Origin of the sequence: Streptomyces sp. NPDC020192 (genome assembly GCF_044388685.1) — a bacterium.
Lineage (GTDB): Bacteria > Actinomycetota > Actinomycetes > Streptomycetales > Streptomycetaceae > Streptomyces.
This window is the reverse complement of the sequence record NZ_JBIRXG010000007.1, coordinates 114,364-139,003: the sequence shown is the minus strand read 5'-3', so window position 1 is coordinate 139,003 and position 24,640 is coordinate 114,364. Positions and strand designations below refer to the sequence as shown.

Below are 24,640 nucleotides of genomic sequence, written 5' to 3'. Positions count from 1 at the left end.
CTGGTGGCGGTGTCGTGCAGAATCGGGGCCATGACCACCCCGGACCACCCGTCACCCGCGTCGCAGCCCTCGGGGCCCGTCGTGAAGGACCGGATCTACCGCTCGCCCATGGCGCTCGTGGGCGGTGTGCTGCTGCTCGCCGTCGTCGCCTGGCTGGGCTTCGACGCCCTGATCAACGGGCACGGCCGTGCGCCCTGGCTGGCGCTCGCCGGGATGATCCTGGCCGTGCCGCTGGTGGTCGCCTTCACACTGCGCCCGGCGGTCTTCGCCGGCGAGGACCGGCTGCGGATCCGCAACCCCTTCCGCGTGATCAGCCTGCCCTGGGGCGAGATCGCCTCGCTGCGCTCCGGGTACTCCAACGAGGTCGTCGCCAAGGGGGGCCGCAAATTCCAGCTGTGGGCTCTGCCGGTCTCGCTGCGGGCCCGCAAGAAGGCGGAGGTGCGCAAGGCGCGGGCGGCGGCGGATGCGGGGCGTGGCGGCAGCGGCCGGCCTGCGGGCCGGGGCCTGGGCGGGCTGGGCGGCTTCGGTGGCGCCGGTGGCTCCGCCGGTGCCGGTGTTCCGGCCGGTCCGACCCGCGCGGAGGCCGACCAGGCCATGGACGACCTGCGCGAGCTGCTCGAGCGGCGCGGCGAGGAGGAGTCGGCGCAGGGGGAGATCAGCGTGCGCTGGGCGTACGAGGTGGTCGCGCCGGTGGTGGCGGGTGCGGTGCTGCTGGTGATCCTGTTCGTCACTGGGTGAGGTTCTCGAGCGCGTGAGATGGGGGCGGGCGCCCGTTGAAGGCGTGGCCGCCCCCAGGGTCACTGTGCGGCGTACGGGAGGAAGTCGCCCCATGCGGTGGGGGAGAGGGTGAGGCGGGGGCCTGCGCAGGATTCGCCGTCGGTGCCGCCGCTGTAGCTGCTCGTGAACCACGCCGGGTTTCTTGATGAAGGCCGACGAAATGGGGTGCCCCCAGGCCGGGGGCACCCCATCGGTGTCGTACGGATCAGATGCCGGCGGCCGCCGACAGGTCCCGCTTGATCGTGGCGAGGAGCTGCGTCGCTCGGGCATGTGTGGCCGGGAGGGCGGTGTGGTCCGCGACCGGGACGACGACCTCCAGGTAGCACTTCAGCTTCGGCTCGGTGCCGCTCGGGCGGACGATCACCCGGGCGCCGTCGAGGGTGTAGCGGAGGCCGTCCGTGGGGGGCAGCGTGTCCGTGCCCTGGGTCAGGTCCTCGGCACGCGTGATCGGCAGGCCGGCCAGTTCCGTCGGCGGCTGTTCGCGCAGGCGGCGCATCGCGTCCGCGATCAGGGACAGGTCCTGGACGCGGACCGAGAGCTGGTCCGTGGCGTGCAGGCCGTGCTCCACGGCGAGGTCGTCGAGGAGGTCGAGGAGGGTGCGGTTCTCCTCCTTGAGCACGGACGCCAGCTCGGTGATGAGGAGGGCCGCCGTGATGCCGTCCTTGTCGCGCACGCCCTCGGGGTCCACGCAGTAGCCGAGGGCCTCCTCGTAGCCGTAGCGCAGGCCGTCCACGCGGGCGATCCACTTGAAGCCCGTCAGGGTCTCCTCGTAGGGCAGGCCCGCCTTCTCGGCGATGCGGCCGAGGAGGGAGGAGGAGACGATCGACTCGGCGAACACGCCGGTCGCGCCCCGGCGGACCAGGTGGGCGGCGAGCAGCGCGCCGACCTCGTCGCCGCGCAGCATCCGCCAGTCGGCGCCGTCCCTGACGGCCACCGCGCAGCGGTCGGCGTCGGGGTCGTTGGCGATGACCAGGTCCGGGTCCGTGGCGCGGGCCTGCGCGAACGACAGGTCCATCGCGCCCGGCTCCTCCGGGTTCGGGAAGGCCACCGTGGGGAAGTCGGGGTCCGGGTCGGCCTGCTCGGCGACCAGCACCGGCTCGGGGAAGCCGGCGCGGGCGAACGCGGCCAGCAGGACGTCCTTGCCGACGCCGTGGATCGCCGTGTAGACCGTGCGGGCGGTGCGGGGGGAGCCGGGGGCCAGTACGGCGTCCGTACGGGCCAGGTAGGCGTTCAGGACCGCATCGTCCAGGGTTTCCCAGCCGGACTCCGGGCGCGGTACGTCGTTCAGGCTGGCGATCGCGTCGATCTCGGCGGCGATCTCCGCGTCGGCGGGCGGCACGATCTGGGAGCCGTCACCGAGGTACACCTTGTAGCCGTTGTCCCGGGGCGGGTTGTGGCTGGCGGTGACCTCCACGCCCGCGACCGCGCCGAGGTGCCGTATGGCGAAGGCGAGGACGGGGGTGGGGAGGGGGCGGGGGAGGACCGCTGCGCGCAGGCCGGCGCCGGTCATCACGGCGGCGGTGTCCCGGGCGAAGTCGGCGGACTTGTGGCGGGCGTCGTAGCCGATGACGACGAGCCCGGCCCCCCTGTCCCCCTGGGAGGGCTCGTTCTCCTTCAGGTACGCGGCGAGGCCGGCGGCGGCGCGGATGACGACGCTGCGGTTCATGCGCATCGGGCCGGCGCCCAGCTCGCCGCGCAGTCCGGCCGTGCCGAACTGGAGGGTGCCGCTGAAGCGGGCCGACAGTTCCGTGACGTCACCGGCGTCGATCAGCTTGGCCAGTTCTTCGCGAGTCTCCTGGTCAGGGTCCTCGGCGAGCCAGGCCTTGGCCCTGCTGATGAGATCGTCGTGCACCTTGGGATCAACCTCTCCGTGTTTGCCTGGTCCACTGGGGACTCCGCCCCCAGCCCCCCGTTGCTCGCCTTACAGCTTGCCCAGCACCTGGCCCAGCAGCTCGCCCATCCGCGCGGCCGAGTCGCGGCCCGCCTGCAGAACCTCCTCGTGGTTCAGCGGCTCGCCGGTCATGCCCGCGGCCAGGTTGGTGACCAGGGAGATGCCCAGGACCTCGGCGCCGGCCTCGCGGGCGGCGATGGCCTCCAGGACCGTGGACATGCCGACCAGGTCCGCGCCGATGACGCGGGCCATGCGGATCTCGGCCGGGGTCTCGTAGTGCGGGCCGGGGAACTGGGCGTACACGCCCTCCTCCAGCGTCGGGTCGATCTCCTTGCACAGGGCGCGCAGGCGCGGGGAGTAGAGATCGGTGAGGTCGACGAAGTTGGCGCCGACGATCGGCGAGGTCGCCGTCAGGTTGATGTGGTCGCTGATCAGGACCGGCTGGCCGGGGCGCATGCCCTCGCGCAGGCCGCCGCAGCCGTTGGTCAGCACGATCGTCTTGCAGCCGGCGGCCACGGCCGTACGGACGCCGTGGGCGACGGAGGCGACGCCACGGCCCTCGTAGTAGTGCGTGCGGCCGAGGAAGACCAGGGCGCGCTTGTCACCGAAGGAGTACGAGCGGATCTTGCCGCCGTGCCCCTCGACGGCCGGCGGCGGGAAGCCGGGCAGCTCGGTGACCTGGAACTCGGCGTCGGGTGCGCCCAGGGCGTCGACGGCCGGAGCCCAGCCGGAGCCCATCACGAGGGCGACGTCGTGGGTCTCGGCGCCGGTGAGTTCGCGCAGGCGCGCGGCGGCGGCGTCGGCGGCGGCGTACGGGTCGCCCTGGATGTCGTCCGGAAGAAGAGATGCGTTCACGCCGACGAGAGTAGCTCGTCTTCGCCTACGCGCGTAGATGACAGACATCACGGGATGGCGATCGTTGTCTTGTCGTTTCCAACGAAGGCCGCGACACATGGGGCAGCTGGGGTTATAGGCGGCAGCTGTGAGTCCCCTGTGGTCAGTGGGCGTGGACTCGCTGTGGGTCAGCAGGGGCGCTTGCGGAGTTCCATCACATAGTCGTGCGGTGCTCCCGCCGATTCCGCCGCGTCCGCGATCTCGCCCAGGTAGCGTGCCGACGGCAGGCCGCCCTCGTAGCCGTCGAGGACGTACGCCCAGGCCGGCTCCTCGCCGTCCAGGGTGGCCACGCGCACGCGTGCGCGCCGGTAGATGCCGAGGCCCACGCCCACCCACCGGTCGAGGGACTCCTCGTCCATGGGTGCGATGTCGTACAGGGCGACGAAGACCTGCGCGAGCGGTTCCTCGACGATCGTCGCCAGTGCGCCCTCCCAGCCCAGCTGCTCGCCGCCGAACGTCAGCCGCCAGCCGTTCAGCCAGCCCGTGGCGCGCAGCGGGGAGTGGGGGGCGCGGCGGGTCATCAGCCGCGCGTCGAGGTTGCCGGCGTACGCGGCATAGAGCGACATGGAGAGAGGGTACGGCAGGGTGCGGCGCGAAGAAGTCCCGTCACTCGTGCCCCAGGAGGCTCTCCAGGACACTCGCGTGCGCCCCGGGGCAGTAGCACCTTGAGGCGTGCGGGACAATGGAGTACGTGACTCGGATCGTGATCATCGGTGGCGGACCCGGCGGATACGAAGCGGCGCTGGTGGCCGCTCAGCTCGGCGCGGAGGTGACCGTCGTCGACTGCGACGGTCTGGGCGGGGCGTCGGTGCTGACCGACTGCGTGCCGTCGAAGACCCTAATCGCTACGGCCGAGGTCATGACGACCTTCGATTCGTCGTACGAAGAGCTCGGCATCATCGTCGCCGACGACACCCCGCCGCTGGAGCAGGCCGCGCGGGTGGTCGGCGTGGATCTGGGGAAGGTCAACCGCCGTGTGAAGCGGCTGGCCCTCGCCCAGTCGCACGACATCACCGCCTCGGTCACGCGCGCCGGCGCCCGGGTCCTGCGCGGGCGCGGCCGGCTGGAGGGCATGCAGGCCCTCGACGGGTCCCGGAAGGTCGTCGTCACCGCCGCCGACGGCACCGAGGAGACCCTCATCGCCGACGCCGTCCTGATCGCGACCGGTGGTCACCCGCGCGAGCTGCCCGACGCCCAGCCCGACGGCGAGCGCATCCTGAACTGGACCCAGGTCTACGACCTCACCGAGCTGCCGGAAGAGCTGATCGTGGTCGGCTCCGGTGTGACCGGTGCCGAGTTCGCCGGTGCCTATCAGGCCCTCGGGTCCAAGGTCACGCTCGTGTCGTCCCGCGACCGCGTGCTGCCCGGCGAGGACCCGGACGCCGCCGCGGTCCTCGAGGACGTCTTCCGGCGCCGTGGCATGAACGTCATGGCCCGCTCCCGCGCGGAGTCCGCCAAGCGCGTCGGCGACCGGGTCGAGGTGACGCTGGCCGACGGCCGGGTCATCAGCGGTACGCACTGTCTGATGGCCGTCGGCGCCATTCCCAACAGCGCCGGGCTGGGGCTGGAGGAGGCCGGCGTCAAGGTGCGCGAGTCCGGGCACATCTGGACCGACAAGGTGTCCAGGACGACCGCGCCCGGCGTCTACGCGGCCGGTGACGTGACCGGGGTCTTCGCCCTGGCCTCCGTCGCCGCCATGCAGGGACGTATCGCCATGTACCACTTCCTCGGCGACGCGGTGGCCCCGCTGAACCTCAAGACGGTCTCCTCCAACGTCTTCACCGACCCGGAGATCGCGACCGTCGGCTACTCCCAGGCGGACGTCGACGCGGGCAAGATCGACGCCCGGGTCGTGAAGCTGCCGCTGCTCCGCAACCCGCGCGCGAAGATGCAGGGCATCCGGGACGGCTTCGTCAAGATCTTCTGCCGGCCGGGCACCGGGATCGTCGTGGGCGGTGTCGTCGTCGCGCCGCGCGCCTCGGAACTGATTCACCCCATCTCGATCGCCGTCGACAACAATCTGACGGTCGAACAGATCGCGAACGCGTTCACCGTGTACCCCTCCCTTTCGGGGTCGATCGCGGAAGTGGCCAGGCAGCTCCACACGCGCAAGGCGAGCGCGGAGGCCTGACGGCGGATCCGGACTCCCCGCTGGTCACGGGGAGTTGCCGGGTTTGCGTACGGCATAGTCGGGGCGACCAGGTCCTATACCACTTCCCGTCCTGCCATGCGAACAACTTCTGTTATTCGGCGCAAACTGCTGAAAGCAGACGGTCGCTGGGGTTACTGTCAGTTTCGTGTTCGCTGCTGAACGTCGCCAATTGATCCTCGAAATGGTGCGAGCGAACGGAGCCGTGTCGCTCCGTGAACTCGCCCGCGTCGTCCAGACCTCCGAAGTGACCGTACGGCGGGACGTGCGGGCACTGGAGGCAGAAGGACTCCTCGACCGCCGACACGGCGGTGCGGTACTGCCGGGCGGGTTCACGCGAGAGTCCGGCTTCCCGCAGAAGTCGCATCTCGCGACCGCCGAGAAAACGGCCATCGCCGACCTCGCGGCGGGCCTCGTCGAAGAGGGCGAGGCCATCGTCGTCGGGGCGGGTACCACCACGCAGGAGCTGGCCCGCCGGCTCGCGCGGGTGCCCGGCCTGACCGTCGTCACCAATTCCCTCCTGGTCGCACAGGCGTTGGCCCATGCCAACCGGGTCGAGGTCGTGATGACCGGCGGCACCCTGCGCGGCTCCAACTACGCCCTCGTCGGCTCCGGCGCGGAGCAGTCCCTGCAGGGGCTGCGCGTGTCGAAGGCCTTCCTGTCCGGGAGCGGGCTCACCGCCGAGCGGGGGCTCTCCACGTCCAACATGCTCTCGGCGTCCGTCGACCGGGCCCTCGTCCAAGCCGCCGCGGAGGTCGTGGTCCTCGCCGACCACACCAAGCTCGGCACGGACACCATGTTCCAGACCGTGCCGACGGATCTCATCACCCGGCTGGTCACCGACGAGCCTCCGGCCCACGACGACCGTGCCGCCACGGAGTTGCAGGCGCTCGCCGACCAAGGGGTGCAGATCGCCGTGGCCGGGGCGAACGGGGCCCCTCCGGGGGGTGAGCAGGCCCCGGCGCGACGCGCTCCGCTGCCGGGGCCGCGCAGGGGTATGGGGCTTCGGTCGGGGATGGGGGAGCCGACGGGGGTTGAGCGGGGGCGGGTGGCCGACCTTCGCCGGCGCTGAGCCCCTTCAGGTTGGCTGCCCCTAAGGAGTCGACAAGGGAAACGCCCGGCAGACTTTTCCGTCCACCGGGCGTCTCTGAGAATCCTGCCGTCAGTCCTTGATCTCGCAGATCGGCGCGCCCGACGTGATGGAGGCGCCGACCTCGGCGTTCAGGCCCTTGATGGTGCCCGCCTTGTGGGCGTTCAGGGGCTGTTCCATCTTCATGGCTTCCAGGACGACGATCAGGTCGCCTTCCTTGACCTCCTGGCCCTCCTCGACCGCGATCTTGACGATCGTGCCCTGCATGGGGGAGGCGAGGGTGTCGCCGGAGGCCACCGGGCCGGACTTCTTGGCCGCGCGGCGCTTGGGCTTGGCGCCCGCCGCGAGGCCGGTGCGGGCCAGGGACATGCCCAGGGACGAGGGCAGGGAGACCTCGAGGCGCTTGCCGCCGACCTCGACCACGACCGTCTCACGGCCGGTCTCCTCCTCCGCCTCGACGTCGGCGGGGGCGGTGAACGGCTTGATCTCGTTGACGAACTCGGTCTCGATCCAGCGGGTGTGGACCGTGAACGCGTCGTCCGAGCCCGTGAGTTCGGGGGCGAACGCCGGGTCCTTCACCACCGCGCGGTGGAAGGGGATCGCCGTCGCCATGCCCTCGACCTGGAACTCGTCCAGGGCGCGGGCGGCCCGCTCCAGGGCCTCCTTGCGGGTACGGCCGGTCACGATCAGCTTGGCCAACAGGGAGTCCCACGCCGGGCCGATGACCGAGCCGGACTCCACGCCCGCGTCCAGGCGGACACCGGGGCCCGCGGGGGCGTCGAACCGCGTCACCGTGCCGGGGGCCGGGAGGAAGTTACGGCCCGGGTCCTCGCCGTTGATGCGGAACTCGAAGGAGTGGCCGCGCAGGGCCGGGTCGCCGTAGCCCAGTTCCTCGCCGTCGGCGATGCGGAACATCTCGCGGACCAGGTCGATGCCCGAGATCTCCTCGGTCACCGGGTGCTCGACCTGGAGGCGGGTGTTGACCTCCAGGAAGGAGATCGTGCCGTCCTGGCCGACCAGGAACTCACACGTGCCCGCGCCCTCGTAGCCGGCCTCCTGCAGGATGGCCTTCGAGGCGCGGTACAGCTCGGCGACCTGCTCGTCGGAGAGGAACGGCGCGGGGGCCTCCTCCACCAGCTTCTGGTGCCGGCGCTGGAGCGAGCAGTCACGCGTCGACACGACGACCACGTTGCCGTGCTTGTCCGCCAGGCACTGGGTCTCCACGTGGCGGGGGCGGTCCAGGTAGCGCTCCACGAAGCACTCGCCGCGACCGAAGGCGGCCACCGCCTCACGGACGGCGGACTCGTACAGCTCGGGGACCTCGTCCAGGGTCCGGGCGACCTTCAGGCCGCGGCCGCCGCCACCGAAGGCCGCCTTGATCGCGATCGGCAGGCCGTGCTGCTCGGCGAACGCCACGACCTCCTCGGCGCCGGAGACGGGGTCCGGGGTGCCGGCCACCAGGGGCGCGCCGGCGCGCTGGGCGATGTGACGGGCCGCCACCTTGTCGCCCAGGTCGCGGATCGCCTGCGGCGGCGGGCCGATCCAGATCAGGCCCGCGTCCAGCACCGCCTGGGCGAAGTCGGCGTTCTCCGACAGGAAGCCGTAGCCGGGGTGGATGGCGTCCGCGCCGGACTCGCGTGCGGCGTTCAGGACCTTCTCGATGTCCAGGTAGCTGGTGGCGGGGGTGTCACCGCCCAGGGCGAACGCCTCATCCGCGGCGCGGACATGCAGAGCGTCCCGGTCCGGGTCCGCGTAGACGGCCACGCTCGCGATCCCGGCGTCCCGGCAGGCCCGGGCCACGCGGACAGCGATTTCGCCACGGTTGGCGATGAGCACCTTGCGCACGATTGAGGCTCCCTCCTTGAAACAAGCCGAGTTTAGGGACTGCCGACACGGCACTTCGACCCGTCCCCAATGGTGAGCTTGCCCACACGGAGCGTGATTCGAGGCCCGCTCGACCCGCGAAAGCCCTTGTCGCGCCTCAGCACGCAGGACTCCTCCCGGAAACCCTAGCCCGCTCGTGTGGTCAAGGTCTCTGTGAGAGCGTGCTGCGGCCCACTCGGTTTCTTTGTCGAGTCCCTACGAATGGCCCAATGATTCTTTGCTGCCGCACGAACCCTTGTCCCCGGGTTTACCCGTTAGTAGCGTGCGTGATGGCTCGAACGTACCTGGGGTAACTAGAACGCTGGCACGAAAGTGGGTGGATCCGCGGTGGTGCGCAGGCCTGTGGCGTGGGTCGTGGCGGTCGTCCTCCTGGCGGAGGCGGTCTTCATCGCGGCGCTGAACTGGTTCCTCGGAATCGTCGTCGACCGGCAGAACATGTCCCTGGCCGGCCTCGACCCCTCGACGATGGCGACGTCCTCGAAGATCGGCGGCATCGTCTTCGGCCTCTACTTCGCCCTGTGCGCCCTGGTGGCCGTCCTGGTCGCGATACGCGACCGGGCCCCCGCGGGCTTCGGCCGGATCCTGCTGATCAGCGTGGCGGTCGTACACGGCCTCCTGGGCGCCTTCGTCTGGGGCCTGGTCGGCTGGACGGCGTTCCTGTTCATGGTGGCCGTCCTCGGCCTCCTCGTACTGCTCCTGATGACGTACGACCGCGACGCCGGCCCGCGGCAGGCCGCCTCCGGCGGTGGGGCGGGGGAGGGTGGCGACCCGCAGGCCGTCGCCGAGCCCGGGTCGGTCGCGGCCCCGGGTACGGCGGCCGTCGTACCGGCCCCCCGTGCGGACGAGCCGCAGGACGGGGACGAGGACCCTCAGGACTCCGTGCCCGCCCAGGTCGTCACTCGGCCGGCGGTGTCCACAACTCCGTGATGCCGACGCCCAGTTCGGCCAGCAGCTTGCGCACCAGGGGCAGGCTGATGCCGATCACGTTGCCGTGGTCGCCGTCGATGCCCTCGATGAACGGCGCCGACCGGCCGTCCAGGGTGAAGGCCCCGGCGACGTAGAGGGGCTCGCCGGAGGCGACGTACGCCGCGATCTCCTCGTCGCTCGGCTCCCCGAAGCGGACGACGGTGGAGGCGGTCCCGGACACGTACCGCTTGGCCTCCGTGTCCCAGATGCAGTGCCCCGTCTGGAGCGTCCCCGCCCGGCCGCGCATCGCCTTCCAGCGGGCGGTCGCCTCCTCGGGGTCGGCGGGCTTGCCGAGGGCCTGGCCGTCCAGCTCCAGCACCGAGTCGCAGCCGATCACCAGGGCGCCCTGCACCTCCGGCTTCGCCGCCACGACGGAGGCTTTCGCCTCGGCCAGGGCGAGGGCCAGCTCGGCGGGGGTGGGGGCGGTGACGGCGTCCTCGTCGACCCCGCTGACGATCACCTCGGGGGAGAGACCGGCCTGCTGGAGGAGGGCCAGGCGGGCGGGGGACTTCGACGCGAGGATGAGTCGCCGGTGGCGTGGGGACCCGGACCTGCGGTGCGTTGCGGTCATGGGGTCAGGTTAGTCGTGGGGTGCTGGTCGGCTCACCTCAGGCCGATGACCAGCATCGCCAGGATCATCGCTATGGCCATGAAGAGACCGAGCCGCCGGAGCATGGCCTGCGCTTCGCGCAGTTCCTCCGGCGGCTCGTCTTTCGGGTCTGACCACAGCATGCCACTAGCGTGGGGCTCGGCAGGGTGAGGGTGCCTGAGTAGGCGTACTCAAATCGGCACCCAGTGTTGTTCTTCTGTGCGCGGTTCCCCGCGCCCCTGTTCACATCATGTTGGCCAGTACGTGCGGGTCCAGGATGCCGGGCCCGGCTTCGGGAGCTGTTGGGCTGCGATCCTGCTCGGGTCGGACCACGCGTCCCTCGGGCCCTTCGCGCCGGACGGCGTTGCCGCTGCCGCCGCGGCGCGGGCGCGGACCACCGCCAGGGCGGCGGCCAGCTCCTCCGGGGTCGGGTTGCCCCGTACGACTCTGATCGTCACAGCGGCTCCTTAGAGGGGGATGTTGCCGTGCTTCTTCGGGGGCAGGGATTCCCGCTTCGTGCGCAGTTGACGCAGGCCGCGGACGATGTGGGCGCGGGTGTCGGACGGCATGATCACCGCGTCGACGTAGCCGCGCTCGGCCGCGATGTAGGGGTTGAGGAGGGTGTCCTCGTACTCCTGGATCAGCCGGGCCCGGGTGGCTTCGACATCGTCCGCCTCGGCGATGGTGCGGCGGTGCAGGATGTTGACCGCGCCCTGGGCGCCCATGACCGCGATCTGGGCGGTGGGCCAGGCCAGGTTGAGGTCGGCGCCGAGGTGCTTGGAGCCCATGACGTCGTAGGCGCCGCCGAAGGCCTTGCGGGTGATGACCGTGATGAGGGGGACGGTGGCTTCCGCGTAGGCGTAGATCAGCTTGGCGCCGCGGCGGATGATGCCGGTGTGCTCCTGGTCGACGCCGGGCAGGAAGCCGGGTACGTCCACGAAGGTCAGCACGGGGATGTTGAAGGCGTCGCAGGTGCGCACGAACCGGGCGGCCTTCTCGGACGCGTCGATGTCCAGGCAGCCGGCGAACTGCATCGGCTGGTTGGCGACCACGCCGACCGGGTGGCCCTCGACCCGGCCGTAGCCGGTGAGGATGTTCGGCGCGAAGAGCGCCTGGGTCTCGAAGAACTCGCCGTCGTCCAGGACGTGTTCGATCACCGTGTGCATGTCGTACGGCTGGTTCGCGCTGTCCGGTACGACGGTGTCCAGCTCGCGGTCCTCGTCGTTGACGGCGAGGTCCGCCTCCTCCGGGAAGACCGGGGGCTCGGAGAGGTTGTTGGACGGCAGGTAGGACAGGAGCTGCTTGACGTACTCGATGGCGTCCTTCTCGTCGCCCGCCATGTGGTGGGCCACGCCGGAGGCGCTGTTGTGGGTGCGGGCGCCGCCGAGTTCCTCGAAGCCGACGTCCTCGCCGGTGACGGTCTTGATGACGTCCGGGCCGGTGATGAACATGTGCGAGGTCTGGTCGACCATGACCGTGAAGTCGGTGATCGCCGGGGAGTAGACCGCGCCGCCCGCGCACGGGCCGACGACCAGGCTGATCTGCGGGATCACACCGGAGGCGTGGGTGTTGCGGCGGAAGATCTCGCCGTAGGCGCCGAGGGAGGCCACGCCTTCCTGGATGCGGGCGCCGCCGGAGTCGTTGATGCCGATGACCGGGCAGCCGGTCTTCAGGGCGAAGTCCATGACCTTGACGATCTTCTGGCCGTAGACCTCGCCGAGGGCGCCGCCGAAGACCGTGAAGTCCTGGGAGAACACCGCCACGGGGCGTCCGTCGACCGTGCCGTAGCCGGTGACCACGCCGTCGCCGTACGGGCGGTTCTTCTCCAGGCCGAAGTTGGTGGAGCGGTGGCGGGCGAACTCGTCCAGCTCGACGAAGGAACCCTCGTCGAGGAGGAGCTCGATGCGCTCACGGGCCGTCAGCTTGCCCTTGGAGTGCTGCTTTTCGACGGCGCGCTCTGAGCCGGCGTGCGTCGCCTCGTGGATACGGCGCTGCAGATCCGCGAGCTTGCCCGCGGTCGTGTGAATGTCGAACTCTTCCGGCTCGGACATCGGGATGCGGCTCCCTGCCTGCTCAAAAGGGGGGACGGTTACTCATCCGTAGGGTAGTGGCGGGCCTACCGATCAGCACTGCGTCGTTTACCACACCTAGGGTGGCTTGCATGACGCCGCACAATGCAGCAGACGACAACGGCAGCCGCTGGTCCGACCTGGACCGTCCCCCACTGAACGCCGCGGTGCTGCGGCGTGCTCTGGTGCGGGACGGGGGCCTGTGGACTCACCTCGACGTGGTCCGGCAGACCGGCTCCACCAACAGCGACCTGGTCGCCCTGGCCGCCGCCGGGGAGGTGGGGGAGGGTGCGGTGCTCGTGGCCGAGGAGCAGACGGCCGGGCGGGGGCGCCTGGACCGGCAGTGGTCGGCGCCGCCGCGGTCGGGGCTGTTCTTCTCCGTCCTGCTGCGGCCGGCCGAGGTGCCGGTGGCGCGGTGGGGGTGGCTGCCCCTGCTCACGGGGGTCGCCGTGGCGACCGGGCTGTCCCGGGCGGCGGGCGTCGACACGGCGCTGAAGTGGCCGAACGACCTGCTGGTGACGGTGGGGGGCGAGGAGCGCAAGGCGGGGGGCATCCTCGCCGAGCGGGCGGGCGAGGACGCCGTCGTCATCGGCGTCGGCATCAATGTCTCGCTGCGGGCGGACGAACTGCCGGTCCCGCAGGCGGGGTCGCTGGCGCTGGCCGACGCGGTGAGCACGGACCGGGATCCGCTGCTGCGGGCGGTGCTGCGGGCGCTGGAGGGCTGGTACGGGCGGTGGCGGGAGGCGGGCGGGGATCCGGCCGCGAGCGGCCTGCAGGAGACCTACGTGGCGGGCTGCGCCACGCTCGGCCGCACCGTGCGGGCCGAGCTGCCGGGGGACCGGTCGATCGTGGGCGAGGCGGTGGCGGTCGACGGGGACGGTCGCCTGGTCATCGCCACGGGGGAGGGCGTGCAGGAGCCGGTGGGGGCGGGGGACATCGTGCACCTGCGGCCGGCGTGACGGTGCCCTGGGCTGTGGCTGTGGCTGGGCGGGGGCGGGTTCGCTTGCCGGCGCTTGCCAGGTGCCACGCAGCGGGCGGCACCGCGGCTCCCCAGGGGTTGCCGCGCACCGACGCCGAACACGAACCCTCGGCCAAACCCGACGGAGTGAGCTGGCGCACACCTGCCGTACAGTTGAGGCCGGTCGATATCTGACCGTGACAGATCGGAAGGGCAGCAGGCGTGACCGTCGACGACACGGGTTCCGGAGCGGATCCGCAGGCCGCCGACTCCGGCGAGGACCCGCTGGCGCTGCGTCTGGAACACCTCATCCTGGGTGCGGAGCGCCGTTACACCCCCTTCCAGGCGGCCCGCAGCGCCGGTGTCTCCATGGAGCTGGCGTCGCGGTTCTGGCGGGCCATGGGGTTCGCCGACATCGGGCAGGCCAAGGCGCTCACCGAGGCCGACGTGCTGGCGCTGCGCCGCCTCGCCGGTCTGGTCGAGGCGGGGCTGCTGAGTGAGGCCATGGCGGTGCAGGTGGCCCGGTCGACGGGGCAGACCACCGCCCGATTGGCCGAATGGCAGATGGACTCCTTCCTGGAGGGCCTGACCGAGCCGCCCGAGCCCGGTATGACCCGTACCGAGGTGACGTACCCGATCGTCGAGCTGCTCCTGCCCGAGCTGGAGGAGTTCCTGGTCTACGTGTGGCGCCGCCAGCTCGCCGCCTCGGCCGGACGGGTCGTGCAGGCAGCCGACGACGAGGAGATGGTCGACCGGCGGCTCGCGGTCGGTTTCGCCGATCTGGTGGGGTTCACGCGGCTCACCCGCCGGATGGAGGAGGAAGAACTCGGCGAGCTGGTCGAGGCCTTCGAGACCACCGCCGCCGATCTCGTCGCCGCACGTGGCGGGCGGCTCATCAAGACCCTGGGTGACGAGGTGCTGTACGCCGCCGACGACGCGGGGACGGCCGCGGACATCGCGCTGCGGCTGGTCGAGACCATGGCGCACGACGAGACGATGCCCGAGCTGCGCGTCGGCATGGCGTTCGGCACGGTCACCACGCGTATGGGCGATGTGTTCGGTACGACGGTGAACCTGGCCTCCCGGCTGACCTCGATAGCGCCGCGCGACGCCGTGCTCGTGGACAGCGCGTTCGCCGAGGAGCTGATCCGTACCGCCGAGGCGCCCGCCTCGGAGGCGGAGGCGGCCGAGGCCGCGGCGGCCGCCGAGAAGGAGGGCGAGGAGCCGCCGGTGTACCGCTTCGCGCTCCAGCCGATGTGGCAGCGGCCGGTGCGCGGGCTCGGTGTGGTCGAGCCCTGGCTGCTCGCCCGCCGCGACGGGCGCTCGTGACGCTACTTCCCTCCTCGTCCCGGTAGGTCCACGCACAGGCCGATCACCGGCACGCACAGCCCGCCCGGGTCCGGGGCCGTCGTGCTGTGGCCGGGCGCCGGGGTGGTGGGCGTGGGCTGCGGAGTCGTCGGCGGTCGGGCCGGGGTGGTCGGCGTCGCCGAGGGCTGTGGCGGCGTGGGCTCGGGCGTCGTGGCCGGGGGTGTGGTCCCGCCGGACGGCGTTGCCGTGGAGGCGGGCGGAGTCATACGGGGCGTCGCCGGGCCGGTGGCTGCCGGGGCGGGGCTTCTGCCGCCCATGGCGGAGGTGGCCGAGGGCAGTGCGGTGGGCGAGGCGACGACCGTGACGGCCGTGTTGGCCGCGTGGTCCGTGGCGCCTTTGGTGCCGAGGCGGGGCTCCGCCTCCGCCGTGCCGGGGGAGCCGACCCCCGGGTCCGAGGCGACCCGGACCAGGCTGAGCACGCCCGCGGCCAGGGCGAGACCGCCCGCGGCGAGCAGCACCTTGCGGGGCCGCGGCTTGCGGTGCCGACCGCGTCGTACGCCGCCGGGCGCGGCGCTCTCGTCCGGCTCCGCCTGGACCTGTGCGCGTATCGGTGTCATGGCTTCCCTCCCCGCCGTGCGCCCCGCGTGCGCCGTGGCGGACGCACGCTATGCCGTCCTGTGGGTGATGTGGGGTGAGACGGCCGGGATGTCACTCGAACGGGCGTAGCCCCCTGGGCTTTCCCGGGATCGGGTACGGCTGCGATGATCGGGCCGACAGTGAGTTAACCCGCGTTAACACGTGAGCCGGAGGGTGTCATGAGCGAGGAGCGGTTCGGGGAGTTCGTGCTGGTGCGGAGGCACGGGCCGGTCGCGGAACTGGTCATGGACCGGCCCAAGGCCATGAACGCCGTCTCGACGGAGATGGCCCGCTCCCTGTCCGCCGCCTGTACGGCGCTGGCCGGTGATCCGGACGCGCGCGTGGTCGTGCTGACCTCCTCGCACGAGCGGGCGTTCTGCGTCGGGGCCGACCTGAAGGAGCGGAACTCCTTCAGCGACGCCGATCTGCGGCGGCAGCGGCCGGTGACGCGCGGGGCGTACACCGGGGTGCTGGAGCTGCCGATGCCGACGGTCGCGGCGGTGCACGGCTTCGCGCTGGGCGGCGGCTTCGAACTGGCCCTGTCCTGCGACCTGATCGTCGCCGACCGTACGGCGGTGGTGGGGCTGCCCGAGGTCTCCGTGGGCGTGATCCCGGGCGGTGGCGGTACGCAGCTGCTGCCGAGGCGGGTCGGAGCGGCGCGCGCGGCCGAGCTGATCTTCTCCGCGCGGCGGGTGGAGGCGGCCGAGGCGGCCGAGCTGGGGCTGGTGGACCAGCTGGTGGAGGAGGGGCGGGACCGGGAGGAGGCGCTGGCGCTGGCCGCGCGGATCGCCGGGAACTCGCCGGTCGGGCTGCGGGCCGCCAAGCGGGCGCTGCGCCTGGGGCACGGGCTGGATCTGCGGGCCGGTCTGGAGGTCGAGGACGCGGCCTGGCGCACGGTGGCCTTCTCGGCGGACCGGGCGGAGGGGGTGGCGGCGTTCAACGAGAAGCGCAAGCCGGAGTGGCCCGGGGAGTGAAGCGGCGCCCCTGGGAGCAGATCAATGTCCCGATTGCATCAAATCATCCCTAACCTGGAGTAATGGGTGAGGACAAGCGGCTCGCGGCCGTCGTCGCGCTGGCGCAGGGTATGGCGGCGACGCACACCGCGCCGGGGGCATGGCAGGCCGCCGCGCTCGGGGCCTGTCGCGCGCTGGACGGAAACTTCGCCGCGCTGTCGGTGTGGGAGCGGGAGCTGGGGCGGCTGCGGGTCCTGGTGAACGTCGGGGACCGGCGACCCGACGAGGAGGAGTTCCCGGAGGCCGAGACCTATCCGGTGCACCAGTTCCCGGAGATCACCGAGTTCCTGCACGAGCGGTGGGCCGGCGGGGGCGGGCCCAACGCCTGGGTGGAGACCGCCGAGGGGACCGCCGCCGGCACTCCCGGCTACTTCCACCAGCGCGTCGCCGCCCTGCGCCGCCGGGGCCGGGGCTGCTGTGTGGTCGCGCCCGTCGTGCTGCACGGCCGGGCCTGGGGCGAGTTGTACGTCGCCCGCCCCGCCGACGCCCCCGTGTTCGGCCCGGCCGACGCCGAGTTCGCCACCGTCCTGGCCGCCGTCGTCGCCGCGGGCCTCGCGCAGTCCGAGCGGCTGGAGGAGGCCCGCCGGCTCGCCTTCACCGACGCCCTCACCGGACTCGCCAACCGCCGTGCCGTGGACGTCCACCTGGAGGCGGCCGTCGAGCGGCACCGTACCGAGGGCGTGGTCGTCAGCCTCGTCGTCTGCGATCTCAACGGGCTCAAGCGGGTCAACGACACCCTCGGGCACGCCGTCGGCGACCGTCTGCTGGAGCGCTTCGGCTCGGTGCTGTCGCTGTGCGGGGCGATGGTGCGGGGCGCGCTGGTCGCGCGGCTCGGCGGGGACGAGTTCTGTCTGCTGGCGGTCGGGCCGCCCGCCGACGACGTCGTCAAGGTCGCCGACGAACTGTGCCGCCGGGCTGGTGAGTTGGAGCTGGGGGAGGGGGTGGCGTGCGGGGTCGCCTCGACCGAGGACGCGATCGGGGAGGTGCGCGACGCCCGGCGGCTGTTCCGGCTCGCCGACGCCGCCCAGTACCGGGCCAAGGCCCTGCGCGCGGACCGGCCGGTGGTGGCGGGCCGGGAGGGGCCGGAGGATCCGGTCGTACGGTTGGCGGACGAGCCGCCGCATCTGGCGCCCGCCGAGCGACGCCGGTTCCGCGGGCGCCGGGCGTGAGGTCGTACGTGAGGCGAAGGCCACACCTTTCGGTAAGGGGCACTCCCGTTCCCCACTAGTGACATCACCGCATTCAATGCGTACGCTCCTGAATATGGATATGCACACTGTGGTGGTGGGGACGTCCGGTGTCACGGCGTCCGACGTTCTCGCCGTGGCGCGCGGCGGTGCCCGCATCGAGCTGTCGGCGGAGGCGGTGGCGGCCCTGGCCGCGGCCCGGGAGATCGTGGACGCGCTGGCCGCGAAGCCGGACCCGGTCTACGGCGTCTCCACCGGCTTCGGCGCCCTGGCGACCCGGCACATCAGCCAGGAACTGCGCGCCCAGCTGCAGCGCAACATCGTCCGCTCGCACGCCGCGGGCATGGGCCCGCGGGTCGAGCGGGAGGTCGTACGAGCCCTGATGTTCCTGCGGCTCAAGACCGTCTGCTCGGGACACACGGGCGTGCGGCCCGAGGTCGCGCAGACCATGGCCGACGTGCTGAACGCCGGGATCACCCCGGTCGTGCACGAGTACGGCTCCCTCGGCTGCTCCGGCGACCTCGCCCCGCTGTCCCACTGCGCCCTCGCCCTCATGGGGGAGGGGGACGCGGAGGGGCCCGACGGCCAGATCCGTCCGGCAGGGGAACTCCTCGCCGAGCACGGGATCAAGCCCGTCGAGCTGCGCGAGAAGGAGGGACTGGCCCTCCTCAACGGCACCGACGGCATGCTCGGCATGCTGGTCATGGCCCTCGCCGACCTCGACACCCTCTACAAGTCCGCCGACGTCACCGCCGCCCTCAGCCTGGAGGCGCTGCTCGGCACCGACAAGGTGCTCGCGCCCGAGCTGCACGCCATCCGGCCGCACCCGGGGCAGGGTGCCTCCGCCGCCAACATGCTCGCCGTGCTCCAGGGCTCGCAGCTCACCGGGCACCACCAGGACGACGCCCCGCGCGTCCAGGACGCCTACTCGGTGCGCTGTGCCCCGCAGGTCGCCGGTGCCGGGCGGGACACCGTCGCGCACGCCCGGCTGGTCGCCGAGCGCGAGCTGGCCTCCGCCGTCGACAACCCGGTCGTGCTGCCCGACGGGCGTGTGGAGTCCAACGGCAACTTCCACGGCGCGCCCGTGGCCTATGTCCTGGACTTCCTCGCCATCGCCGCCGCCGACCTCGGCTCCATCGCCGAGCGCCGCACCGACCGGCTGCTCGACAAGAACCGCAGCCACGGGCTTCCGCCGTTCCTCGCGGACGACGCCGGTGTCGACTCCGGGCTGATGATCGCCCAGTACACGCAGGCCGCGCTCGTGAGCGAGCTGAAGCGGCTCGCCGTACCGGCCTCGGCGGACTCCATCCCGTCCTCCGCCATGCAGGAGGACCACGTCTCCATGGGCTGGTCGGCCGCGCGCAAGCTGCGCACCGCCGTCGACAACCTCACCCGGATCATCGCGATCGAGCTCTACGCGGCCACCCGCGCCATAGAGCTGCGCGAGGGCCTGACCCCCGCGCCCGCCTCCCGGGCCGTCATCGACGCCGTGCGCGCCGCCGGGGTGCAGGGCCCGGGCCCGGACCGGTTCCTGGCGCCCGACCTGGCCGCGGCCGACACCTTCGTGCGCGGCGGCCACCTGGTCACCGCGGCGGAGTCGGTCACCGGCCCGCTGCAGTAAGGCACCGAGGACAGGAAGAGGGGCCCTGGTCGTCGTACCGGGCCCCTCTTCTGGTGTCGCGTCACTTCAGCTTGGCCTGCTGGGCCTTGACGACCTCCGGCGACACCGCGTACGCCTTCTTGTCCATCATCGCGCCCAGGTTCGACGTGAAGTAGACCGACAGGGTGGCCCCGGTCCGGACGACCTCGGCGTGGACGGGCGCCGGGTCCCCGTCGCCGGTGTCCATGGTCGCGGTGAACGCCACCAACCCGTCCCCGGTGGCCGTGGCCTTCTCCTCGGTGACCTTGGTGAACCTCGTCTTCGTGCCCGCCTGTGCGGCGGGAAAGCCGTTCGCACAGCCGGACACGGCCGTGCGGACCGTGGCGAGCGCCTTCTCGGCGCCGTACCCGTCGTACGAGGCCAGGGCGACCGTGGTGACGTCCCGGTCCAGGGACGTGTGGATCGCTTCCTCGAACTTCCCGTCGGCCAGGTCCTTCATGGAAGTCGCCTTGTCCGAGGGACCCTTCGTCTGGTTCTCCGTGGCTAGACGGTCGGTCTGCGCCGCCGCCTCGACCGGCGGGAGCCCGCTCATCACGCGGGCCAGCGGCCGGCACAGCGCGCTGTCGGTCGTGATCGGCTTGGCGCGGGTGGCGGGAACGGGTGCCACCTTGTAGCCGGGCACCTCGCCGTCGGCGACGATCAGCTTCTTCAACTCCGTGGCGCTCAGCGCCTTCGCGGCCGGCTTCGCCGTACCCCCGGGGTCCTTCGATCCCCCGTCGGAACACCCCGTGACAAGGGCGAGCGACAGTGCACCCACAGCCGCCGTGGCGCACAGCCGCACGCCCGATGATCTCTTCATGGCCGCACTATGAGTTCACTGCCAAAGAATCGTCAAGGGAAATTAAAAGCCCAGGCGTTCGCGACGCACCGAATACACCACGAATCCGGCGCCGACCGCGAGGAAGAGCGTGCCGCCGACGACGTACGGCGTGGTGTCCGGGCTGCCGGTGTCGGCGAGTTCGGTGCCCTCCTCGGCGGCCACCGTCGACACCGCCCTGGCCTGCTGTGTCACCTGCGTCGCGGCGGTTTCCGCGCTCGCTCTGGTCGGGGAGTCCTGTGAGGCGTTCGCGGACGGGACGAACCACAGCGCGCAGAGCAGAGTGCCCGCGGCGGTGGCGGTCAGCAGCGGACGGCGAGCGGATGGCACGGAATATCGATCCCCTTGTGACGCTGGCGAATTGGCCGTGTGGAGCGATGTTAGTGAAAGTCGCGGGTCACAGGAAAGTCACGAGAGGTTTCGGTCGTACGCTCGCGCCATGAGTGACGAAGAGACATCACGTTTTGTACGGCTTCGGGTGGAGCTGGTCCTCGAGGTGCAGGACGAGGACCAGGTCACCAAGGCCGCGCTGCGCCGCCTCGCGCAGGATCCGGAGCTGCCGGAGGGCGAGCGGACCCAGGCCGAGGGCGCTGTGACGGAAGACACCGCGGAGGCCCTCGCCTATCTCGTGGATCCGTTCGACCTGGTCAGCGAGGTGCCCGGGGTGGAGCTCCAGCAGGCGTCCTGGTCGAGTGAGCGGATCGAGTACGACCCTGACTCGCCCGACTGGGACCTGGACGAGGATGATGAGGAGGACGACGAGGAAGAGGACGGCATCGGCTGAGCGTCCCGGGGCAGTTGTGACCCCGGCGGCAACCGCCGTCCGGGGTTTCGTCGTCTCAGGGAGCGCACGGGCCGCCTCCCGCGCCCCCGCACTGTGGCGGATGCACCACCCATGCCGTGGCGGACGTGGTGTGTCCCACAGATCCACTGGATGGGGAACGGGACGGTGCGGCCGTAGCGTTGAAGGTTAAAGGTTCTTACGGGGACTCTCGGGGATCGCGACTCGGCAACGATGGAGAAGCTTGTGATGACGGACAGTAAGCGGCGCAAGGGTCTGATGACCGCGTCCGCTCTGCTCGGCAGTGTGCTGATGCTCACGGCGTGTTCTGGCGGTGGCAAGGCCTCCGCCAGCGGCAACGGCGACAGCTCGCAGGCCAAGGCCGACGCGGCCGCTGCGAAGAAGTCGTCCGAGGCGCAGATCACGATCACGCCGAAGGACGGCTCCGACAACGCCTCCATCAACAACTCCGCCGCCGTCACGGTCAGCAAGGGCACCCTCACGGGTGTGCAGATGACCACACAGGACGGCAAGGCCGTCGCCGGCCAGCTCTCCGCCGACCAGCACAGCTGGAAGCCGACCGTCCAGCTCCAGCGCTCCACCACGTACAAGGTGGCCGCCGAGGCCAAGGACTCCCAGGGCCGTGTGGCGCACGAGAACGCGTCGTTCACCACGGTCTCCCCGGCCAACAGCTTCATAGGCACCTACACCCCGGACGACGGCTCCACCGTCGGCGTCGGCATGCCGGTGTCGATCAACTTCGACAAGGCGATCACCAACAAGGCGGCCGTGCAGAAGGGCATCACGGTCAGCTCCAGCAGCGGCCAGGAGGTCGTCGGCCACTGGTTCAACGCCAACCGCCTGGACTTCCGGCCCGAGCAGTACTGGAAGGCGGGTTCCACCGTCACCCTGAAGCTCGCGCTCGACGGCGTCGAGGGCGCGCCCGGCGTCCACGGCATCCAGCAGAAGACGGTCACCTTCCACATAGGCCGCAACCAGGTGTCGTACGTCGACGCGAAGTCCAAGCAGATGAAGGTCACGCAGGACGGCAAGGTCGTCAAGACCATCCCGATCTCCGCCGGTTCGCCCGAGCACACCACGTACGAGGGCCAGATGGTGATCTCGGAGAAGTTCACCCAGACCCGGATGAACGGCGCGACGGTCGGCTTCAAGGACTCCGACGGCAAGGGCGAGTACGACATCAAGGACGTGCCCCACGCCATGCGCCTGACCAGCTCCGGCACCTTCATCCACGGCAACTACTGGGGTGCCCCGTCCGTCTTCGGCAGCGTCAACACCAGCCACGGCTGTGTCGGTCTGCAGGACGTCAAGGGCGCGGGCGACAAGAACATGCCGGCCGCGTGGTTCTACAACAACTCGCTGATCGGTGACGTCGTGGTCGTCCAGAACACCGGCGACAAGACGGTCTCCCCGGACAACGGCCTCAACGGCTGGAACCTGGACTGGGCGCAGTGGAAGGCCGGTTCGGCCGTCTGACGTCGCGTCTGCCACAGCTCTCTGATGCCGCCCCCAGGGGCGGCATCGGTGTTTCCGGGCCCGAACACAGCCTTCTCATGCTTCTTTTATGTCGGCCTTATGGTGTCATCACGGTCCGTACCTAGCTTGCGGGCCATGTTCTTCACCTACCTGAGGCGCGAACTGCGCCGCCGCAGAAAGGCGGCTCTCGTCGTCGCCTCCGGACTCGCGCTGGGCATCGCGCTGGTCATCGTGGTCAACTCCGTGTCGAACGGCATGGGCAAGGCCCAGGACAAGGTCCTCCAGTCGCTGTACGGCCTGGGTACGGACATGACGGTCACCAAGGCGGCGAGCGCCACCACCGGCGACGCGCAGCGGCCGCGCTTCCAGTTCGACGCCAAGGACAACGGCGACGGCTCGACGCAGAGCAGCGACCGTGTCATGGTCCAGGGCTTCACCACCCTGGCCTCCTCCACCGTCACCAAGGTCGGCGACCAGCAGGGCGTCTCGTCCGCCGTGGGCGGGCTGAGCCTCAGGGTGCTCAAGGTCAGCGGCCAGTTCACGCGCGGCCAGTTCCAGCAGAACGGGGGCGGCGGCTTCCAGCGGGGCGAGGGCACCGGCCGGCCGCAGGGCGAGGTCAAGGGCGGCGGCGCCAACTTCGACGTCAACCAGTACTCGGTCTTCGGCACCGACGTGACCAAGCCGGAGCTCGGCCCGCTGACCTCTTCGAAGATCACCAGCGGCCGTACCTTCAAGGCGACCGAGACGGACGCCAAGGTCGTCGTCGCCGACGCCTCGTACGCCAAGGAGAAGAGCCTCAAGGTCGGTTCCACGGTCACCATCAAGAGCGTCACGTACGCGGTCATCGGCATCGCGACGGCCAGCAGCGGTGACTCGGCGGCCAACCTGTACATCCCGCTCGAGCAGGCGCAGACCCTGAGCGACAACGCGAACAAGGTCACCACGATCTACGTCAAGGCGACCGACTCCCAGCGGATCGACTCCGTCAAGAGCGCGATCCAGCAGAACGTCTCGGGTACGACGGTCACCACCTCCTCCGACCTGGCGAAGACGGTCTCGGGCTCCCTGTCCACGGCCTCCTCCCTCGCCACCAACGTCGGCACGTGGCTGTCCATCGCGGTGCTGGTGGCCGCGTTCCTGGTCGCCGGTCTGCTGACGTCGGCCGCGGTCTCGCGGCGCGTCCGCGAGTTCGGCACGCTGAAGGCGCTGGGCTGGAGGTCGGGCCGGGTGACCCGGCAGGTGGTCGGCGAGGCCGTCGTCAACGGCCTGGTCGGCGGCGCCCTCGGCATCGCGCTCGGCCTGGCGGGCGCGTACGTCGTCACGGCCATCAGTCCGACGCTTCAGGCCCAGTTGGGCGGTGGCGGCGGCGGGGGCGGTGGCTTCGGCGGTGGCGGCTTCGGCGGCCCGGGCCGTCAGACGGCGAGGACCCTGGAGGTCGCCCTCACGGCCCCGGTCAGCGTCACGACGATCGTCCTCGCGGTGGGCCTCGCGGTGGCGGGCGGGCTGATCGCGGGGGCGTTCGGCGGGTGGCGGGCGTCGCGGCTGCGGCCGGCGGACGCGCTGAGGCGGGTGGAGTAAGGGCCCCTCGGTCAGGGCCCCTTGCGCGTCAGCACGTCATTTCCGAACCCTCCAGGAGCCACCATGTACGAACTCAAGAACGTGACCAAGCGCTACACCCGGGGCAAGGACACCGTCCACGCCCTCGACGGAGTCGACCTGACCATCGGCGACGGCGACCGGCTCGTCATCCAGGGTCCCACCGGCGGCGGAAAGTCCACCCTCCTCCAGATGCTCGGCGGCCTGGACCGTCCCAGCTCCGGCGAAGTGGTCCTGGACGGCACCGACCTGGCCATGCTGAGCGAGGCCCGGCTGACCAGGGTCCGCAGTGAGAACATCGGCTTCGTCTTCCAGTCCTTCAACCTCATCCCCACCCTCACCGCCCAGGAGAACGTGGAGACGGCCCTCGTCCCCCTCGGCATCAAGGTCAAGGAGCGCCGCGAACTGGCCGCCGAGGCCCTGCACTCCGTCGGTCTCGGCGAACGCCTCGGTCATCTGCCCGGTGAGATGTCCGGAGGGCAGCAGCAGCGCGTCGCCATCGCCCGCGCCCTGGTGAAGAAGCCCAAGGTGCTGCTCGCCGACGAGCCGACCGGCAACCTGGACGAGGGAATGCGGGACGAGATCATGGACGTACTCGAACGCCTGTGGAAGGAGCACGGGTTGACCTTCGTCATGGTCACCCACGACTCCGCCATCGCGAAGAAGGCGCCACGGCTGGCAACCATCCGTAAGGGCAAGATCACGGTAAGAGAGAACGCCGGGGCCTAACTCCGTTCTCCCGTAGGGAACTTCGCGGTTGTGTAACGGTGATCAGCCCGCCGTGTAACAGTTTCCCGGCCTTTCTCTTACCGTCCTTTCGTCTATTGAGGCGTTTGATCACCCCCCGGCATACTGCGTGATCCGGGGGGTGATGGTCA

Annotated in this window: 23 protein-coding genes and 1 pseudogene; 13 read left to right on the top strand and 11 right to left on the bottom strand. The window is 71.1% G+C overall.

All coding sequences use genetic code 11. The features are described 5' to 3' along the window. The first annotated feature begins 30 nt into the window (after positions 1-30). Positions 31-738: a PH domain-containing protein gene (locus tag ACH47Z_RS16065; RefSeq protein ID WP_399073869.1), complete on the top strand. Its 708-nt coding sequence runs from the start codon at positions 31-33 to the stop codon at positions 736-738. Between the two features lie 244 nt (positions 739-982). Here the strand turns inward: ACH47Z_RS16065 and ACH47Z_RS16060 are convergent, their stop codons facing one another. The 3 genes from ACH47Z_RS16060 to ACH47Z_RS16050 form a co-directional block, all read right to left on the bottom strand. Further along, the gene (locus tag ACH47Z_RS16060; protein ID WP_399073868.1) at positions 983-2,629 is read right to left on the bottom strand and encodes a phospho-sugar mutase; all 1,647 of its coding nucleotides are present in this window, start codon (positions 2,627-2,629) and stop codon (positions 983-985) included. A gap of 69 nt (positions 2,630-2,698) precedes the next feature. Next, a complete protein-coding gene (locus ACH47Z_RS16055; protein ID WP_399073867.1) occupies positions 2,699-3,523 on the bottom strand; it encodes a purine-nucleoside phosphorylase in 825 nt (274 codons plus the stop codon). A gap of 167 nt (positions 3,524-3,690) precedes the next feature. Further along, the gene (locus tag ACH47Z_RS16050; protein ID WP_399073866.1) at positions 3,691-4,128 is read right to left on the bottom strand and encodes a gamma-glutamylcyclotransferase; all 438 of its coding nucleotides are present in this window, start codon (positions 4,126-4,128) and stop codon (positions 3,691-3,693) included. Positions 4,129-4,244: 116 nt separating this feature from the next. On the opposite strand from ACH47Z_RS16050, the gene ACH47Z_RS16045 reads away from it, so the two are divergent. Both ACH47Z_RS16045 and ACH47Z_RS16040 read left to right on the top strand, forming a co-directional pair. After that, positions 4,245-5,693, top strand: a complete 1,449-nt coding sequence (locus ACH47Z_RS16045) for an NAD(P)H-quinone dehydrogenase (RefSeq protein WP_399073865.1) — start codon at positions 4,245-4,247, stop codon at positions 5,691-5,693. Between the two features lie 166 nt (positions 5,694-5,859). Then, complete coding sequence (locus ACH47Z_RS16040) at positions 5,860-6,783, top strand: DeoR/GlpR family DNA-binding transcription regulator (RefSeq protein WP_399073864.1); 924 nt, start codon at positions 5,860-5,862, stop codon at positions 6,781-6,783. A 90-nt stretch (positions 6,784-6,873) separates the two neighbouring features. On the opposite strand, the gene ACH47Z_RS16035 is transcribed toward ACH47Z_RS16040, so the two are convergent. Continuing rightward, a complete protein-coding gene (locus ACH47Z_RS16035) occupies positions 6,874-8,646 on the bottom strand; it encodes an acetyl/propionyl/methylcrotonyl-CoA carboxylase subunit alpha (RefSeq protein ID WP_399073863.1) in 1,773 nt (590 codons plus the stop codon). 366 nt (positions 8,647-9,012) lie between these two features. Here ACH47Z_RS16035 and ACH47Z_RS16030 point away from each other — a divergent pair. After that, a pseudogene (locus tag ACH47Z_RS16030) lies at positions 9,013-9,492 on the top strand (hypothetical protein); the annotation flags it as partial. An 88-nt stretch (positions 9,493-9,580) separates the two neighbouring features. Here ACH47Z_RS16030 and ACH47Z_RS16025 read toward each other — a convergent pair. From ACH47Z_RS16025 to ACH47Z_RS16010, 4 genes are all read right to left on the bottom strand, one after another. Next, on the bottom strand, positions 9,581-10,222 hold the full coding sequence (locus tag ACH47Z_RS16025) for a Maf family protein (protein WP_399073862.1): 642 nt from the start codon (positions 10,220-10,222) through the stop codon (positions 9,581-9,583). Positions 10,223-10,254: 32 nt separating this feature from the next. After that, positions 10,255-10,383: a morphogenic membrane protein MmpB gene (gene mmpB / locus ACH47Z_RS16020; RefSeq protein WP_399073861.1), complete on the bottom strand. Its 129-nt coding sequence runs from the start codon at positions 10,381-10,383 to the stop codon at positions 10,255-10,257. A gap of 105 nt (positions 10,384-10,488) precedes the next feature. Beyond that, entirely contained in the window at positions 10,489-10,698 is a 210-nt protein-coding gene (locus ACH47Z_RS16015) for an acyl-CoA carboxylase epsilon subunit (protein WP_399073860.1), read from the bottom strand. A 9-nt stretch (positions 10,699-10,707) separates the two neighbouring features. Continuing rightward, the gene (locus ACH47Z_RS16010) at positions 10,708-12,291 is read right to left on the bottom strand and encodes an acyl-CoA carboxylase subunit beta (protein ID WP_399073859.1); all 1,584 of its coding nucleotides are present in this window, start codon (positions 12,289-12,291) and stop codon (positions 10,708-10,710) included. A gap of 110 nt (positions 12,292-12,401) precedes the next feature. Between ACH47Z_RS16010 and ACH47Z_RS16005 the strand changes: the two genes are divergently transcribed. Beyond that, positions 12,402-13,268, top strand: coding sequence for a biotin--[acetyl-CoA-carboxylase] ligase (locus ACH47Z_RS16005; protein ID WP_399073858.1), 867 nt, complete (start codon positions 12,402-12,404; stop codon positions 13,266-13,268). A gap of 221 nt (positions 13,269-13,489) precedes the next feature. Beyond that, a complete protein-coding gene (locus ACH47Z_RS16000) occupies positions 13,490-14,596 on the top strand; it encodes an adenylate/guanylate cyclase domain-containing protein (RefSeq protein WP_399073857.1) in 1,107 nt (368 codons plus the stop codon). 2 nt (positions 14,597-14,598) lie between these two features. Here ACH47Z_RS16000 and ACH47Z_RS15995 read toward each other — a convergent pair whose 3' ends face one another. After that, positions 14,599-15,192, bottom strand: a complete 594-nt coding sequence (locus ACH47Z_RS15995; RefSeq protein WP_399073856.1) for a hypothetical protein — start codon at positions 15,190-15,192, stop codon at positions 14,599-14,601. A gap of 198 nt (positions 15,193-15,390) precedes the next feature. On the opposite strand from ACH47Z_RS15995, the gene ACH47Z_RS15990 reads away from it, so the two are divergent. From ACH47Z_RS15990 to hutH, 3 genes are all read left to right on the top strand, one after another. Continuing rightward, positions 15,391-16,185 carry an enoyl-CoA hydratase/isomerase family protein gene (locus ACH47Z_RS15990; protein ID WP_399073855.1) on the top strand — a complete coding sequence of 265 codons (795 nt, stop codon included), beginning with the start codon at positions 15,391-15,393 and terminating at the stop codon, positions 16,183-16,185. 62 nt (positions 16,186-16,247) lie between these two features. After that, positions 16,248-17,393: a diguanylate cyclase domain-containing protein gene (locus ACH47Z_RS15985; RefSeq protein WP_399073854.1), complete on the top strand. Its 1,146-nt coding sequence runs from the start codon at positions 16,248-16,250 to the stop codon at positions 17,391-17,393. A 100-nt stretch (positions 17,394-17,493) separates the two neighbouring features. Further along, positions 17,494-19,032: a histidine ammonia-lyase gene (gene hutH / locus ACH47Z_RS15980; protein ID WP_399074224.1), complete on the top strand. Its 1,539-nt coding sequence runs from the start codon at positions 17,494-17,496 to the stop codon at positions 19,030-19,032. A 61-nt stretch (positions 19,033-19,093) separates the two neighbouring features. Here the strand turns inward: hutH and ACH47Z_RS15975 are convergent, their stop codons facing one another. Then, on the bottom strand, positions 19,094-19,870 hold the full coding sequence (locus ACH47Z_RS15975) for a hypothetical protein (protein ID WP_399073853.1): 777 nt from the start codon (positions 19,868-19,870) through the stop codon (positions 19,094-19,096). A gap of 42 nt (positions 19,871-19,912) precedes the next feature. Then, positions 19,913-20,218, bottom strand: coding sequence for an LAETG motif-containing sortase-dependent surface protein (locus ACH47Z_RS15970; protein WP_399073852.1), 306 nt, complete (start codon positions 20,216-20,218; stop codon positions 19,913-19,915). A 109-nt stretch (positions 20,219-20,327) separates the two neighbouring features. Between ACH47Z_RS15970 and ACH47Z_RS15965 the strand changes: the two genes are divergently transcribed. The 4 genes from ACH47Z_RS15965 to ACH47Z_RS15950 all read left to right on the top strand — a co-directional run bounded on the left by ACH47Z_RS15965 (position 20,328) and on the right by ACH47Z_RS15950 (position 24,491). After that, positions 20,328-20,672: a hypothetical protein gene (locus tag ACH47Z_RS15965; RefSeq protein WP_399073851.1), complete on the top strand. Its 345-nt coding sequence runs from the start codon at positions 20,328-20,330 to the stop codon at positions 20,670-20,672. 246 nt (positions 20,673-20,918) lie between these two features. Then, complete coding sequence (locus tag ACH47Z_RS15960) at positions 20,919-22,166, top strand: Ig-like domain-containing protein (RefSeq protein WP_399073850.1); 1,248 nt, start codon at positions 20,919-20,921, stop codon at positions 22,164-22,166. Between the two features lie 135 nt (positions 22,167-22,301). Then, positions 22,302-23,744 carry an ABC transporter permease gene (locus ACH47Z_RS15955; RefSeq protein WP_399073849.1) on the top strand — a complete coding sequence of 481 codons (1,443 nt, stop codon included), beginning with the start codon at positions 22,302-22,304 and terminating at the stop codon, positions 23,742-23,744. Between the two features lie 63 nt (positions 23,745-23,807). Then, a complete protein-coding gene (locus ACH47Z_RS15950; RefSeq protein ID WP_399073848.1) occupies positions 23,808-24,491 on the top strand; it encodes an ABC transporter ATP-binding protein in 684 nt (227 codons plus the stop codon). Positions 24,492-24,640 lie beyond the last annotated feature (149 nt).